Annotated in this window: 12 protein-coding genes and 1 pseudogene; 2 read left to right on the top strand and 11 right to left on the bottom strand. The window is 63.3% G+C overall.

The genetic code is table 11. The features are described from left to right. Window positions 1-48: 48 nt before the first annotated feature. The 4 genes from DM995_RS09615 to DM995_RS09630 all read right to left on the bottom strand — a co-directional run bounded on the left by DM995_RS09615 (window position 49) and on the right by DM995_RS09630 (window position 2,781). The gene (locus DM995_RS09615; RefSeq protein WP_116969283.1) at window positions 49-618 is read right to left on the bottom strand and encodes an LptA/OstA family protein; all 570 of its coding nucleotides are present in this window, start codon (window positions 616-618) and stop codon (window positions 49-51) included. A gap of 26 nt (window positions 619-644) precedes the next feature. Continuing rightward, window positions 645-1,283: an LPS export ABC transporter periplasmic protein LptC gene (gene lptC, locus DM995_RS09620; protein WP_023838455.1), complete on the bottom strand. Its 639-nt coding sequence runs from the start codon at window positions 1,281-1,283 to the stop codon at window positions 645-647. 68 nt (window positions 1,284-1,351) lie between these two features. Beyond that, the gene (locus DM995_RS09625) at window positions 1,352-1,969 is read right to left on the bottom strand and encodes a ribonuclease D (protein WP_116969284.1); all 618 of its coding nucleotides are present in this window, start codon (window positions 1,967-1,969) and stop codon (window positions 1,352-1,354) included. Next, complete coding sequence (locus DM995_RS09630; RefSeq protein ID WP_023838453.1) at window positions 1,966-2,781, bottom strand: TerC family protein; 816 nt, start codon at window positions 2,779-2,781, stop codon at window positions 1,966-1,968. The genes DM995_RS09625 and DM995_RS09630 overlap by 4 nt, the downstream gene beginning before the upstream one ends. A 480-nt stretch (window positions 2,782-3,261) precedes the next feature. Between DM995_RS09630 and DM995_RS22905 the strand changes: the two are divergent. Then, window positions 3,262-3,429 (top strand): annotated as a pseudogene (locus tag DM995_RS22905) (cold-shock protein); the annotation flags it as partial. Window positions 3,430-3,437: 8 nt separating this feature from the next. On the opposite strand, the gene DM995_RS09640 reads toward DM995_RS22905, so the two are convergent. From DM995_RS09640 to DM995_RS09650, 3 genes are read right to left on the bottom strand one after another with little or no spacing between them, the layout of a single operon-like run. Next, window positions 3,438-3,629 (bottom strand): helix-turn-helix transcriptional regulator, encoded by a 192-nt coding sequence (locus DM995_RS09640; protein WP_023838132.1) that lies wholly within the window; start codon window positions 3,627-3,629, stop codon window positions 3,438-3,440. Continuing rightward, window positions 3,626-4,024 carry a hypothetical protein gene (locus DM995_RS09645; RefSeq protein ID WP_232824263.1) on the bottom strand — a complete coding sequence of 133 codons (399 nt, stop codon included), beginning with the start codon at window positions 4,022-4,024 and terminating at the stop codon, window positions 3,626-3,628. Before DM995_RS09645 ends, DM995_RS09640 begins: the two co-directional genes overlap by 4 nt. A gap of 23 nt (window positions 4,025-4,047) precedes the next feature. Then, window positions 4,048-4,227, bottom strand: a complete 180-nt coding sequence (locus DM995_RS09650) for a hypothetical protein (protein WP_116969286.1) — start codon at window positions 4,225-4,227, stop codon at window positions 4,048-4,050. 407 nt (window positions 4,228-4,634) lie between these two features. On the opposite strand from DM995_RS09650, the gene thrS reads away from it, so the two are divergent. Beyond that, a complete protein-coding gene (gene thrS / locus DM995_RS09655) occupies window positions 4,635-6,647 on the top strand; it encodes a threonine--tRNA ligase (protein WP_116969287.1) in 2,013 nt (670 codons plus the stop codon). A 151-nt stretch (window positions 6,648-6,798) separates the two neighbouring features. On the opposite strand, the gene DM995_RS09660 is transcribed toward thrS, so the two are convergent. The 4 genes from DM995_RS09660 to DM995_RS09675 form a co-directional block, all read right to left on the bottom strand. After that, window positions 6,799-10,044 carry a TonB-dependent receptor gene (locus DM995_RS09660; protein ID WP_023838128.1) on the bottom strand — a complete coding sequence of 1,082 codons (3,246 nt, stop codon included), beginning with the start codon at window positions 10,042-10,044 and terminating at the stop codon, window positions 6,799-6,801. Between the two features lie 443 nt (window positions 10,045-10,487). Beyond that, window positions 10,488-11,762, bottom strand: coding sequence for an ATP-dependent Clp protease ATP-binding subunit ClpX (gene clpX / locus DM995_RS09665; protein ID WP_023838127.1), 1,275 nt, complete (start codon window positions 11,760-11,762; stop codon window positions 10,488-10,490). A gap of 163 nt (window positions 11,763-11,925) precedes the next feature. Beyond that, window positions 11,926-12,552: an ATP-dependent Clp endopeptidase proteolytic subunit ClpP gene (clpP, locus tag DM995_RS09670; RefSeq protein ID WP_023838126.1), complete on the bottom strand. Its 627-nt coding sequence runs from the start codon at window positions 12,550-12,552 to the stop codon at window positions 11,926-11,928. 62 nt (window positions 12,553-12,614) lie between these two features. Then, entirely contained in the window at window positions 12,615-13,979 is a 1,365-nt protein-coding gene (locus tag DM995_RS09675; protein ID WP_116969288.1) for an MFS transporter, read from the bottom strand. Between the last annotated feature and the right edge of the window lie 60 nt (window positions 13,980-14,039).

Consider the following 14,039-nt stretch of genomic DNA (forward strand, 5'->3'; position numbering starts at 1 on the left):
GCGGTCCCCCTCCCCGAGACAAGCTCGGGGAGGATCTGGAAAGACAGCTCAATCCCGCTTGGGTACCGAGAAGGTGCCCGAGACGCGCCCGCCCGCGCTGCCGGTCTGGCCCGGCGCGCCGCCGGCCGAGCGGCCGTCGACGGTCGAGCGGCCGGTGGTCAGATCGATCACCATGCGTCCGCCGTTGAGCGTGTTGCCGCCCTGGCGAAGCGCGACATTGCCGATCAGCGTGATGATGCGACGGTTGAAATCGTAGATGCCGACATTGCCGCTGGCGCGCTCGCCGCCCTTGGTGACGACCACGCCGCCATTGGCGTCGATCCGCTCGATCTCGATGCCGCCGGCGTTGCGATAGGCCACGGTCATCCGCGCCGCCTGCAGCCGGAGCCCCGCCTGGGTGATATCGACATTGCCCGAGAGCAGCACGCGATTGGCGCGATCCTGCAGCTCGATCCGGTCGGCGGCATAATCGACGGGCGCGTTGCTGTTGTGGTTCATCAGCGACTGCGCGGTCACGCTGGCGGGAGAGAGCATCAGCCCGGCCATGACGATGCCGCCTGCCGAAACCGCCAGCAAGCCGCGCCGTGCCGCCCCTGAAATCCTGCCCGAAAACCGCATGCTGCTTCCTGTCTTCCTCAAGCCCGTCATGGCAGACCGCCCTGGGTCATGCGCAGGCGCGCGCGCCCTTCCAGCGTCACCGTGCGCTCGGCAAGGTTGGCCTTTAGCCGGTCGGCGCGGAAAGTGCCAGTCGGCAAGCGCCCGGTCACCTCGCCGCGGCTGACCATGCTGCGTTCTGGCAGGTCGATATCGACATCGCGCGTCACCATGCGATAGCCATTCGCGCTGCTGAACTGCACGGGCCCCACGACCGAGACCTGTTCGGTATCCATGTTGTAATTGCCGCGCCCCGCCTCGAGCACGCCCGGGCCATCCTTCAGCAGGATGCGCGCGGCGAGATCGTTCATCTCGACCACCGGATTGCGCGAGCTTTTCTGCACGGCGGAGCCCGCCTCGAGCGAGAAGGGCCGGCCTTCGCTGTCCTGGCCGCGATAGAGCGCCTGGGTGACGCGCATCCGCTCGCGCGCGATATCGACCTGGTTCTTGTCGAGCAGGAAGCTGACTTCGGTGTTGCGCAACAGCGGCGCGAGCGCGAGAAACGCCACCAGCACGCCGATCGCGGTCGGCAGGAACATGCCGAGAAAGCGCACCATCCGGTCATGGCTGCTGCCGGGCGCGGCGAACAGCTGGCGGCGGCTACGCATCTGGTCGGCACGCTGGGTCATGGTTCGCTTTTCAAGCCTGTGGACTGCGAACGCACGATGAACGGGCGTTCTTCAAGGGGCGCGATATATTAGGCGTGCGCGAAAATATCAATTTCCGGCCAGCCGGCGAGATCGAGCTCGGCGCGCGCGGGGAGGAAATCGAAACAGGCCTGCGCGATCTCGCGCCGTCCTTCGCGCACCAGCCGCGCGTCCATCGCCTTGTGCAATGCGTGCAGGAAGCGCACGTCGCTCGCGGCATAGTCGCGCTGCGCATCGTTGATCTCGGGCGCGCCCCAGTCGCTCGACTGCTGCACCTTGCTGAGTTCCTTGCCCAGCACCTCGCGCACCAGCTCCTTCAGTCCGTGCCGGTCGGTATAGGTGCGGATCAGGCGCGAGGCGATCTTGGTGCAAAACACGGGCGCCGCCATCACACCCATATAATGCCGGATCGCCGCCAGATCGAACCGTGCGAAATGATAGAGCTTGAGCCGCTCGGGGTCAGCCAGCACCGCGCGCAGATGCGGCGCGGCATAATCGCTGCCGGGCATGAATCGCACCAGATGCTCGTCGCCGCGCCCGTCCGAAATCTGCACCAGGCAAAGCCGGTCGCGCGGGGTCACAAGCCCCATGGTTTCGGTATCGACCGCGACCGGGCCGGGTGCCAGCACGTCCGCCGGCAGGTCTTCCTCGTGAAAATAAACGCTCATGCTGTCTCGCCGTCAGTGCTGTTCGGCGATGCGCCGCGTCGCTTTTCGCGGCCCCTGCGGGCCCAGATATTGAGTGCCTCGACCATCGCAGAAAAGGCCATGGCGGCATAGATATAACCCTTGGGCACGTGCACGCCGAAGCCGTCGGCGATCAGCACCGCGCCGATCATCAGCAGAAAACCGAGCGCCAGCATGACCACCGTGGGATTGCGGTTGATGAAATTGGCCAGCGGATCGGCGGCCACCAGCATCACGCCGACGGTGATGATGACCGCGGCCATCATGATCGGCACATCGTCGGTCATGCCAACAGCGGTCAGGATCGAATCGATCGAGAACACCATGTCGAGCGCGATGATCTGCACGATGGCCGAACCGAAGCTCAGCGCCGCCTTGCCCTTCTTGTCGAGCGCTTCGCCCGAGGGTTCGTCATCGACGCTGTGGTGGATTTCCTTGGTGGCCTTCCAGACGAGGAACAGGCCACCCGCGATCAGGATGAGGTCGCGCCATGAAAACTGGGTCTCGAACGTGGGTTCGCCATGCTGGCCCGGCGCACCGGTGATGCCGAGATCGAACACCGGCGTGGTCAGCGAGACGATGAAGGCGATCATCGACAGCAGCGCCAGCCGCATCACCAGCGCCAGCCCGATGCCGACGCGGCGCGCGGTCTGCTGCTGGTGCGCCGGCAGCTTGTTCGACAGGATCGAGATGAAGATCAGGTTGTCGATGCCGAGCACGACCTCCAGGATCACGAGCGTGACGAGTGCGGCCCAAGCGGCGGGGTCGCTCAGAAGCGGGATGATGCTGTCCATCGCCCCCAATTGCCGCAGCCATCGGGGTCTGGCAAGGCCTGCCGGATGCGCGCAGCGCCGATTTTGCGGCAGACCACCCGGGGCCGGCCGGACCCGGCCCGCCAACCAGTGTTGCCGAGCCGCGCCAGGCGTGCGGCAAAGCCGTGGCCGGTGCCATTTATCGTTCGCCAATCTTGGGAATATGGGTTAAGAGAATCACATGGAAGCGCGCGCCTTTTGCGGTCATATCCCGCTGCGCAAGGCGGGAAATGCAATCTTCCACAGGTTTTTGGGTCGGTAATTGCCGGTGGCTGTGTCGAAAAGTCGCTTGCTTGCATTGACTTGGGTTGGGGTGTGTTAAGTTTTGCGCGGTATGCGTGGCGGCTGGCAAGGTGCCAAGGCAAGAGCCCGGATACCGGATGGAAGTTGAGTGATGGGGTTCACGTCCGCCCTGTTCTTGAGCGAGTGATCCAGGACGACATTGAAAGTGAATAGTTCGGCATGAGTTTTGACAGGGGTCGGCGCGGCAGGGGCCGGGACAAACGCGACAGATTCGGCGAGGATGATTTCGACGCTTTTTCGCCTCCGCCCTCTTATGGTGACCGTGGTGGTTTTGGCGGCGGTGATCGCGGCGGCTTTGGCGGCGGGGGTCGTGATCAAGGGGGAGGGCTTGAGAATCAATCCCTCATGAAGATCGCCTCGATCGGCAGCGCGAACAGGTCGGCAATGCGGAAGGCGAGCGGAAGCGAGGGATCGTATTTGCCGGTCTCGATCGCGTTGACGCTCTGGCGGGAGATGCCCAGCGCATCGGCGAGATCGCCCTGCGTCCAGTCGCGCTCGGCGCGCAGCACCTTGAGCCGGTTCTTCATCCGCAATCCCCCGCATCGCCGAAGCCGAAGCGGTTGACCAGCTGGCCGATCGCGAGCCCGACGCACCATATCGGGAAGACATAGAAGACCGGCATCGGAGGTATCTCGGGCGAATAGAGCTCGAGCAGGCCCCAGACGCTGGTGATGGCGAGCGTGAGGCTCGTGGCGACCAGCATCTTGCGCACCTCGAGCATGCGCAGATACTCGTTGTCGAGCTCGACCAGCAGCCGCGCCATCGCCCAGAGCCAGCCGAGCACGGCCAGGCCGGGCAGCAGCGCCAGGCCGATGGTCAGCGCAGTCGCCGGGGCATTGTCGGCGATGATGAACGTCGCCAGGGCGATGCTGGCCATATAGACGAACGTGATCGGCACGAAGCGGCGCACATAGCGCCGCATCGCTGGGTGGTCCTTGGCGCGCATCAGTTGCCGGTCCCGACCTTGGGGCAGCCTTGGCGGCGGTTGATCGAGATCACCGCCAGCACCGGAAGCACTGCGAGCACGACCTTCATCATGTCATCGGAGACGAGGCCATAGACGTTCAGAATGGCGAGGCCGAGCATGGGCAAGGCCCAGTACAAGGCGAGGATATAGCGGCTCATTGGTCAAGCTCCGTTGATTCGATGTAAAGGGTCTTTGTCATTTCGGGCTTCGCGTGTCAAGGACACTTGATAAAATGATTGGCGTGATTGTCATTCACCGCACCCCACCATCGAGGTGGAGGGTTTCGGTTGCCCATCGCCGGCCCTAGTGACTTCTTCACCCTTCATCGCTATATCCACCGGCATGGCGAGCATCCGCACCCTCACTAGCACCACCACTCCGGGTTTCCGGGGGCGGGGCTGCGTGGGCTGAAGGCACACGACGCCAGCCACCCGGAGCGGGTGGCGCGGCGTCGGCTCCCTCGCACTTTCCGGCAGATCAAACAGGCGCGTAACCCCTTTTGGGGCGCGGCGCTTTGTGCCATGGCGCTGCGACACGAATGGGCGGAACAACAGGAAACACGGCCATGTCCCAGCTTTTGAAGATCAGCCTGCCCGATGGATCGGTGCGCGAGATGCCGGAAGGGTCCACCCCTGCCGATGTCGCCGCCGCGATCGGCCCCGGCCTTGCCAAGGCGGCGATTGCCGCGCGCGTCGATGGCGAGCTGCGCGACATCACCCGGCCGTTCACCGGCGACGCCACGCTGGCCCTGGTCACCGCGAAGGACGAGGCCGATGCGCTCGAGCTGGCGCGACACGATTTCGCGCATGTGCTCGCCGAAGCGGTGCAGACCCTGTTCCCGGGCACGCAGATCACCTTCGGCCCCTCGACCGATGACGGCTTCTATTACGATTTCGCGTCCCCAATCATTGATGGAAAGCACCGTCCGTTCACCGACGAGGACCTGCCGGTCATCGAGGCCGAGATGCGCCGCATCATCGCCGCGAACAAGCCGTTGCGCCGCGAGGTGTGGGATCGAGACGCACTGATCGCGCGCTGGAGAGAACAGGGCGAGAGTTTCAAGGCCGAATGGGCCGCCGAGCTTCCGCAAGGCGAGGAGATCAGCGTTTACTGGTCGGGCGATGACTGGATGGACATGTGCCGCGGCCCGCATCTCGCCTCGACCGGCCGGCTCGATCCGGCCGCGTTCAAGCTGACACGCGTGTCGGGTGCCTATTGGCGCGGCGACCAGCGCAACCCGCAACTCTCGCGCATCTACGGCACCGGCTGGCTCAACAAGAAGCAGCTCGACGCGCATCTGCTGCGGCTGGAAGAAGCGGCCAAGCGCGACCATCGCAAGATAGGGCAGGAAATGGACCTGTTCCACCTGCAGCAGGAAGCGCACGGGTCGGTCTTCTGGCACCCGCGCGGCTTCGTGATCTATCGCGCGCTCGAGGCCTATATGCGCCGCCGGCTCGATGCCGCAGGCTATCTCGAGGTCAAGACCCCGCAGGTGATGGACGCGCGCCAATGGGAGCAGTCGGGCCATTGGGGCAAGTATCGCGAGAACATGTTCGTCATCCCCGACGAGGTTCCCAACACCGAGGACGAGGGCCCGGTCGTCTCGAACGATGCCGCGTGGATGGCCTTGAAGCCGATGAACTGCCCCGCGCACGTGCTCATCTTCCGTCAGGGTATCAAGAGCTATCGCGACCTGCCGCTGCGCCTCGCCGAGATGGGCTGTTGCCACCGCAACGAGCCGCATGGCGCGCTGCACGGGCTGATGCGCGTGCGCCAGTTCACGCAGGACGATGCGCATATCTTCTGCCGCGAGGACCAGCTGGTCGACGAGATCAGCCGTTTCTGCGACCTGCTCGATGTCGTCTACAAGGATCTGGGCTTTGGCGATTATGCCATCAAGCTGGCGCTGCGTCCCGAAAAGCGCTTCGGCTCGGATGAGATGTGGGACTGGTCCGAGCAGTCGATGCGCGATGCGGTCGCCGCGACCGGCCGCAACACCCCCGAATGGGGCTGGGAAGAGCTGCCCGGCGAAGGGGCCTTCTATGCGCCCAAGCTCGAATTTCACCTGACCGACGCGATCGGCCGCACTTGGCAGGTGGGCACGATCCAGACCGATACCGTGCTGCCCGAGCGGCTCGATGCCAGCTATGTCGCCGAGGACGGCAACCGCCACCGCCCGATCATGCTGCACCGCGCGATCCTGGGCAGCTACGAGCGGTTCATCGGCATCCTGATCGAGCATTATGCCGGCAAGTTCCCGCTCTGGCTCGCGCCGGTCCAGGCGGTGGTCGCGACCATCGTTTCGGACGCCGACGATTATGCGCGCGAGGTCGTCGCTGAGCTCCAGGCTGCGGGCATCCGCGTCGAGGAGGATCTGCGCAACGAGAAGATCAACTACAAGGTGCGCGAGCATTCGGTGGGCCGCGTGCCCAACATCCTCGTCGTCGGCAAGCAGGAGGCCGAGAAGCGCACCGTGGCGCTGCGCCGCCTGGGCGAACAGCAGCAGCAGTTCCTGAGCCTCGACGAGGCGGTGGCGATGCTGAGACAAGAGGCGCTGCCGCCCGATCTCAAGAGCTGACCCGCCTTCGTAACGGTCAATGAAAAGCCCCCTGATCCCGGACCGGATCAGGGGGCTTTTTCGTAAGTGCGATCGCTCGGTATCAGGTCAAGAAAAAGGGCGCGATGGTCACCCACCGCGCCCCGATCCTCTCCCACGAAGGGAATGCAGCTTAGAACTTCACGCGGACGCCGACGCGGATCTGGTAGAGCGACGGGATCGTCACCAGTGCCTCGTTGGGCAGAGTCACGGCGCTATAGTTGTAGCGCACGCAGTTGTTGCCCTGGGTCTGCGCGCAGGACGCGGTCACCAGCGGTGCAGTCTGCGGGAACGCGACCTGACGCAGCGAACCCCAGTCGCTGTCGATCATGTTGAGCAGGTTTTCGATATCCGCAAAGGCCGAGAGCTTGGCACCGAACAGCAGCGGCAGCTCCTGTTCCACGTGCAGATCGATCTTGAAGAAATCGGGCGACTGCTGCGAGTTCTTGGGCACCACGCGACCGCGATACTTTTCCAGTCCCAGATTGGCCACAGCGGCATTGAATGCAGCTTCGACCGCCGGGGTCGCGAAGGACACGCGCGGGTCGCCACCTGCGGTTGGCACATACAGCAGCGCACGGTTGCCGTTACCTACGGTTCCCAGCAGTGCGGTACGACCACCCGAGTTATCGTTCATCACGATGCTGTACGGGCGGCCCGAGCGGTATTCGCCGAACAGACTGAACCGGGTCTTGTGTTCGCTGTCAAACAGCGCCTTGTTGAAGTCGAAACCGAACTTCCACTGGTCCTTGATCTGATAGATCGAGGTGCCATAGGCGACATTATTGCCGTCAAAGAACGCGTTGTTGCCGTACAGCGAGTTCGCCGTGGCCGAGGTCAGCGCATTGACGTCCTTGATGTCCGAACGGGTGTAGCTGCCGCTGATGGTCAGGCCGAAATCGAAAGACTTTTCGAAGCGAGCTGCACCGATCCAAGACCGACCGCGCGTGGTGTTGGTCATCAGCAGGTCCTGGTTGGTCGATGCCGCGCCCACCACGCCATAGCGCAGACGGCCATCGGGCAGAGTGCCGATGGGCGTCGAGCGCAGGTCTACCCAGTCATAGCCATAAATCTGCTGGCCATAGAGACCGGTGATGCCGAACAGCCAGCCGTCACCGAGCGGGCCGAGGTCCGCATCATAATCGACGCCCAGGGTCACGCGCAGGTTACGGGCGACCTTCAGGTCGGGGTCGATCGCGTTCACCGGCGCAGCGGCCAGCGAAGCGATGTTGGAGGTCAGGAAGCTGCCAACGACCGGAGCGATCGAATTGCCGGTGACGCCGTTCAGCGCCGCCGAACAGATCGCAGCGGCATTGGCCGCTGTCACGTTACAACCGGCAGCCGAGGTGTTGCGCTGGATGTCGAGCGCGTTCGTCAGCTGGCCGGTGTTGGAGAAGCTGTTCGACACGAAGACGTCCGGAGTACCGCCGGAGAAGATGCCCGCGCCACCATTGACGACCAGACGTGCAGTCGGCTTCCAAGTGAAGCCGATGCGCGGCTGTACCACACCGCGACCGTTGAAGGTCTCGACGTTCGAGAAACCGGTCCGCGCCAGGAAGTTGGGGTTGAGCGGCGGACGGGTTGGGTTGTTGAACAGGTCGTAGCGGAAGCCATAGGTCAGCTGGAGCGTATCGGTCACCTGCCAGTCGTCCTGGATGGCGAACGACCAGTTCTGCGTCTTGAACGAGGCCGCGGCATCGTTCGGATCGAGGCTGGGGACGGCGTTGGCATAACGCAGACGGTTGGCGCGGCCGGCCTGGAAGTCAGCGACCGAGTCGAAATACAGGTCGCCGAGCGAGCGCTGAAGGAACAGATTGAACACGCTGATATCGGTGTAGCCGACCAGCATCTTGAGCGCGTGATCGCCCACCGACAGCTTCTGGGTGAAGTCGATCGACAGGTTTTCGGTGTTCAGATCGTTCGACTGGCGCGAGACGTCCGGGCCGAAGAACAAGCGCGTTCCGCCGCAGCTGATTGCATTGTTGCTGGAACCGCTGTTGATCGAAGTCGGATCGAGACAGACTTCGAACTGGCCGAAGGTGCGACCGCCGAACGGCGTCTGGTCGCGATTATAATCGCGGTAAGAAGCGCGGAATTCGGTCGAATAATTGCTCGACCATTCGCTGTTCAGCTGGAACACGCCGGTGTTGACTTCTTCCAGCAGCTCATAGCCGTTCGAACGCAGGCCCAGGGCCGGCGGCGGATTTTCGAAAACGTTCTGCTGGAACTGACGATTGCCCTTGTTGCGGATATAGGTCAGCGACGCGCGGTGCCCGTCGGTAATGTTCCAGTCGAGCTTGCCGATGAACTTCTCGTCTTCCTCGATACCGGCGGTCAGCTGACCCTGCGGATCGTAGTTGTAAACGCTCTTGGCGATATTGGTGACGGTATCGATCTGCGCCTGGGTAATGCCTGGCACCTGGGTGCCGAAGCCCGGACCGAAACCGACGTTGAACGGGGTCGATTCCTCGGTCTTTTCATAGGCGAACATGAAGAACAGCTTGTCCTTGATGATCGGGCCCGAGATGTTGCCACCATATTGCTTCGAATCGAAGTTCAGGTTGACGTTGCGGCCGCGGGTGCGATCACCGGTCAGGCTGTCATCGGTATAGGTGAAGAAGCCGCCGCCATGGAACTGGTTGGAGCCCGAGCGAATGACGACGTTGATCGAACCACCCTGGAAATCGCCTTCGGTGACGTCATAGGGGGCAACCTTGACCGAGAACTGCTCGATCGCATCGAAGGGCACCGGGCCGCGGTTGGTCGGCAGACCGCCGTTGTTCAGGCCGAAATCGTCCGAGAACTGCACGCCGTCGACCGAGAAGCGGTTCAGACGGCCATTGTTGCCCGCGATTTCGATGGTGCGCGAGTTGGTGAGGTCCATCGTGACGAATGGGTCGCGGCGGGCAAGGTCACGGATGTCGCGGTTGACCGAAGCGGCCCCATCGATCTCTTCGCGACCCAGTGCGGTGATCGGGCCCTTGCTGGTTTCGACGGCGCGCGAGACCGACGAAGCCGAAACGACGATCACGGCCTGCGACTGCAGTTCGATCGGCAGACGCAGCGGCTGACCCGCCTGCAGGAAAATGTCGGTAACCGACGACTGCTCGAAACCGTCGGCGGTCACTTCGATGACGAACGGACCGCCAACACGAAGGCCCGAACTGTTGAAATTGCCCTGCGAGTCGGTGGTCTGGGTCGAGGTGGTGCCCGACGGCGTGTGGACGATGCGCACCTGAGCACCCGCCAGCGGCTGTCCGTCGCCGGTGACGGAACCGCGGATCGACGACGTCGTTTCCTGTGCATGCGCTGGTGCGGCCATCACGGTCGCCAGCGAAAGCGCCGCGGCGCTTGCCGCGAGATAATAGCGAATCTGCATGTGTCATTCCCCGTTTCTTGCCGCCCATGGGACACTGGCGACGATGAAAGCGCTCTCAAAAATCAAGAGATGAGCGGCGCACTAGGCGGCGCTAAGGACAGAAAAGCGAAACGAATGTGAAGGAAATGTGACAGTTTTAAGTCACGATATGACAGGCTTGGCAGGAATCGTTCGCAACTGCGTTAAAGCATTGAAATAATGATATTAACTGCGTGGATATGGCGTGTGTCGGCCGCGCGGAGGCGTATCGCTGTCAGCACCCGCATGACGTTTTATTCGCAACTGCGGCATAAATGACACGCTGGCGATCGTGGCGGCGGGGCGTGCTGTCACATTTGCCCCGATCTGGCGGCGAGTCGGGTGGATTCGAAAAGGGGACGCAAGGCCGATGCCCTGCGTCCCCTTGATAAGCCTCGATTTTCCGGTTCCCCGGAACGATGCGGTCAGGCCGCGTCGCCTGCGCCGACCTTGTCCTTGGCGGCGAACACCTGGACCGGATCCTTGCGGCCTTCGACCACCTCCCGATCGACCACGATCTCGGCCACGCCCTTCATCCCGGGCAGTTCGAACATGGTGTCGAGCAGCATCGCCTCGACGATCGAGCGCAGGCCGCGCGCGCCGGTCTTGCGCTCGATGGCCTTTTTCGCGATCGCCTCGAGCGCGTCGTCGGTGAAGCTGAGCTCCACGTCCTCGAGCTCGAACAGCTTCTGATACTGCTTGATCAGCGCGTTCTTGGGCTCCTTGAGGATCTTCACCAAAGCGGTGACATCGAGGTCCTCGAGCGTCGCGATAACGGGCAGACGCCCAACGAATTCGGGGATCAGGCCGAATTTCAGCAGATCCTCGGGCTCACCCTGGCGCAACAGCTCGCCGGTCTTGCGCTCCTCGGGCGCGGCGACATGCGCGCCGAAACCGATCGACTTGCCCTGCAGGCGGTCGCCGATGATCTTTTCGAGGCCCGCGAACGCGCCGCCGCAGATGAACAGGATGTTGGTCGTGTCGACCTGCAGGAATTCCTGCTGCGGATGCTTGCGGCCACCCTGGGGCGGGACGGAGGCAGTGGTGCCTTCCATCAGCTTGAGCAGCGCCTGCTGCACGCCCTCGCCCGACACGTCGCGCGTGATCGAGGGGTTCTCGGCCTTGCGGCTGATCTTGTCGATCTCGTCGATATACACGATCCCGCGCTGCGCCTTCTCAACATTATAGTCCGAGGCCTGGAGCAGCTTCAAAATGATGTTCTCGACATCCTCGCCGACATAGCCGGCCTCGGTCAGCGTCGTCGCATCGGCCATGGTGAACGGCACGTCGAAGGTCTTGGCGAGAGTCTGCGCGAGCAGCGTCTTGCCGCAGCCGGTGGGGCCGACGAGCAGGATGTTCGACTTGGCCAGCTCGACCTCGCCCGAGCCCTTGCCCGAATGGTTGAGCCGCTTGTAGTGATTGTGCACCGCAACCGAGAGCACGCGCTTGGCACGGTCCTGGCCGATGACATAATCGTTGAGCACGTCGCAGATTTCCTGCGGCGTCGGCACCCCGCCATCCTTCTTGCCAGCCAGGCCCGCCTTCGATTCCTCGCGGATGATGTCGTTGCACAGCTCCACGCATTCGTCGCAGATGAACACCGTGGGTCCCGCGATCAGCTTGCGCACTTCGTGCTGCGATTTTCCGCAGAAAGAGCAATACAGCGTGCTCTTCGAATCGGAACCGCTCAGCTTGGTCATAGCATATCCTTCTGTTCCGGCTGCATTATGCCCGGAACGTAACGTTTCAGCCTAGTGCCTAAAATGCGAAATTCAACACGCAACACCCGCCCGGACGACGGGCGTTGCGGCGAATCCTGCACGGCCCGGGGCCTGCAGCGCCCGTGATAGGGCGCAATCCTTGTTAATTTCCTGCCTCGTCCGAAGGGGCGGGGCGCTTTTCCATCACATGGTCGACCAGACCGAATTCCTTGGCCTCTTCGGCTTCGAGGAAGGTGTCGCGATCCATCGCCTTCTCGATTTCCTCGAGCTTGCGGCCGGTGAACTTGACGTACAGGTCGTTCATGCGCTTGCGGATGCGCAGGATCTCGCGCGCCTGGATCTCGATGTCCGATGCCATGCCGCGCGCGCCGCCCGAGGGCTGGTGCACCATGATGCGCGCATTGGCGAGCGCGGTGCGCATGCCGGGCTCGCCCGCGGCGAGCAGGAAGCTGCCCATCGACGCGGCCTGGCCGATGCACACCGTGCCGACGCGCGGACGGATATATTGCATCGTGTCATAGATCGCCATGCCCGCCGTGACGACGCCGCCCGGCGAGTTGATGTACATGAAGATGTCCTTTTTCGGATTTTCCGATTCCAGGAACAGCAGCTGCGCGACGATCAGCGAGGCCATGTTGTCCTCGATCTCGCCGGTCACGAAGACGATCCGTTCACGCAGCAGCCGCGAGAAAATGTCAAAGCTGCGTTCCCCGCGATTCGATTGTTCGATGACAATCGGGACCAGGGCATCGCGGACGGTATCGTACATAAAGGAGCCTTCTTTCTGCGCTTTTGGTTCGACCGCCTAAATCGGCCTGTTTGCGCGCAAGTTCAAGCCCCGATGCGCTGCCCCCGCCCGACCATCAGCGTGGCCAGTGCGCCGCACAGCATCAGCATGCCCGCCAGCAGGATGGCGTTGCGCGGATCGGAGCCGAGCAGCGGACCATAGATCAGCGGCATGGTCACCGTCTCGATCAGCATCGGGATGACGATGAACATGTTGAAAATGCCCATATAAACTCCGGTGCGCTCGGGCGGGATGCAGTCGGCGAGCATCACATAGGTATTGCCCATCATGCCTGCCCAGCCGAGGCCGATACCGATCATCGGCACGAACATCGCGATGCGGCTGTCGAGCATCGGCAGGCTGAGCATCGCCAGGCCCGAGGCGATGAGGCACAGGGCGTGCACCGGCCTTGCGCCGAACCTGCGCACGATCGGGATCAGTGCCAGCGCCGCGACGAACGACACCGCATTATAAGCGACGCCCATCTGCTGCGCGGTGAGCGAGGCGGAGATGAAGTCCGCGCTCGACGCCTTCGCGCCCTCGCCCGCCGGGAACAGGGTGCGCGACACCGACAGCGCGATGAACTGCCAGTAGACGAACATCGCATACCATTGGCACAGCATGGCCCAGGCGAGCTGGCGCATCGGGCGGGGCATGGCGATGAAGGCATCGCGAATCTCGGCGAGCGCTGCCCCCGCCCCCATCGGCCTTGCCGCCATGTCGGCGAGATCGGCGTCGCTGAGCTTGAGTTCGGGCACGCGCACCACCGACCAGACGATGGTCGAGATCGACAGGATCGCGCCGATGACAAAGGCGATGCGGACGATCACCGGAATACCGTTCATGTCGACCAGATTCTGGCTGATCCCGAACCCGACGAGCAGGCTGGGCGCGGCGTACGACAGGCATTGCGCGAGGCCGGTGAACGCGCTCTGCACCAGAAAGCCGGCGGGTCGCTGCCCCGGCTCGAGCCGGTCGGCGACATAGGCGCGATAGGGCTCCATCGTGATGTTGTTGCCGGCATCGAGCAGCCAGAGCAGGCTTGCGGCCATCCACAGGGTGCTCGAATAGGGCATCAGGAACAGGCAAAGCGAACAGATCACCGCGCCGATCAGGAAATAGGGGGTGCGGCGGCCGAGCTTCGATCGGGTGCGATCGGACAGCGCGCCGACCAAAGGCTGGATCAGCAGCCCGGTCATCGGCCCGGCCAGCCAGAGCAAGGGCATGGTCGCCTCGTCCGCACCGAGAAAGGTGTAGATCGGCGTCATGTTCGCCTGTTGCAGGCCGAAGCTGAACTGGAGCCCGAAAAAGCCGAGATTCATCTCGACGATTCGCGGCAGCGACAGCCGCGGCGGCGTAGTGCGCGGCGCGGCGAAATCGGCGGCGGAAGCGTGCGTAGCGCTGGTCATCACCCTCTCCTTGTCGTGAAAGCGGCGTCTTGCCTAGCGCCTTGGCCGGGATGCTATGCC

It is taken from the genome of Blastomonas sp. UPD001, from assembly GCF_003426715.1.
GTDB lineage: Bacteria > Pseudomonadota > Alphaproteobacteria > Sphingomonadales > Sphingomonadaceae > Blastomonas.

Bases quoted from the DNA above. Each gene is read 5' to 3' on its own strand.
- DM995_RS09615 (WP_116969283.1), bottom strand. From the start codon at position 618: ATGCGGTTTTCGGGCAGGATTTCAGGGGCGGCACGGCGCGGCTTGCTG.
- lptC (WP_023838455.1), bottom strand. From the start codon at position 1,283: ATGACCCAGCGTGCCGACCAGATGCGTAGCCGCCGCCAGCTGTTCGCC.
- DM995_RS09625 (WP_116969284.1), bottom strand. From the start codon at position 1,969: ATGAGCGTTTATTTTCACGAGGAAGACCTGCCGGCGGACGTGCTGGCA.
- DM995_RS09630 (WP_023838453.1), bottom strand. From the start codon at position 2,781: ATGGACAGCATCATCCCGCTTCTGAGCGACCCCGCCGCTTGGGCCGCA.
- DM995_RS09640 (WP_023838132.1), bottom strand. From the start codon at position 3,629: ATGAAGAACCGGCTCAAGGTGCTGCGCGCCGAGCGCGACTGGACGCAG.
- DM995_RS09645 (WP_232824263.1), bottom strand. From the start codon at position 4,024: ATGCGGCGCTATGTGCGCCGCTTCGTGCCGATCACGTTCGTCTATATG.
- DM995_RS09650 (WP_116969286.1), bottom strand. From the start codon at position 4,227: ATGAGCCGCTATATCCTCGCCTTGTACTGGGCCTTGCCCATGCTCGGC.
- thrS (WP_116969287.1), top strand. From the start codon at position 4,635: ATGTCCCAGCTTTTGAAGATCAGCCTGCCCGATGGATCGGTGCGCGAG.
- DM995_RS09660 (WP_023838128.1), bottom strand. From the start codon at position 10,044: ATGCAGATTCGCTATTATCTCGCGGCAAGCGCCGCGGCGCTTTCGCTG.
- clpX (WP_023838127.1), bottom strand. From the start codon at position 11,762: ATGACCAAGCTGAGCGGTTCCGATTCGAAGAGCACGCTGTATTGCTCT.
- clpP (WP_023838126.1), bottom strand. From the start codon at position 12,552: ATGTACGATACCGTCCGCGATGCCCTGGTCCCGATTGTCATCGAACAA.
- DM995_RS09675 (WP_116969288.1), bottom strand. From the start codon at position 13,979: ATGACCAGCGCTACGCACGCTTCCGCCGCCGATTTCGCCGCGCCGCGC.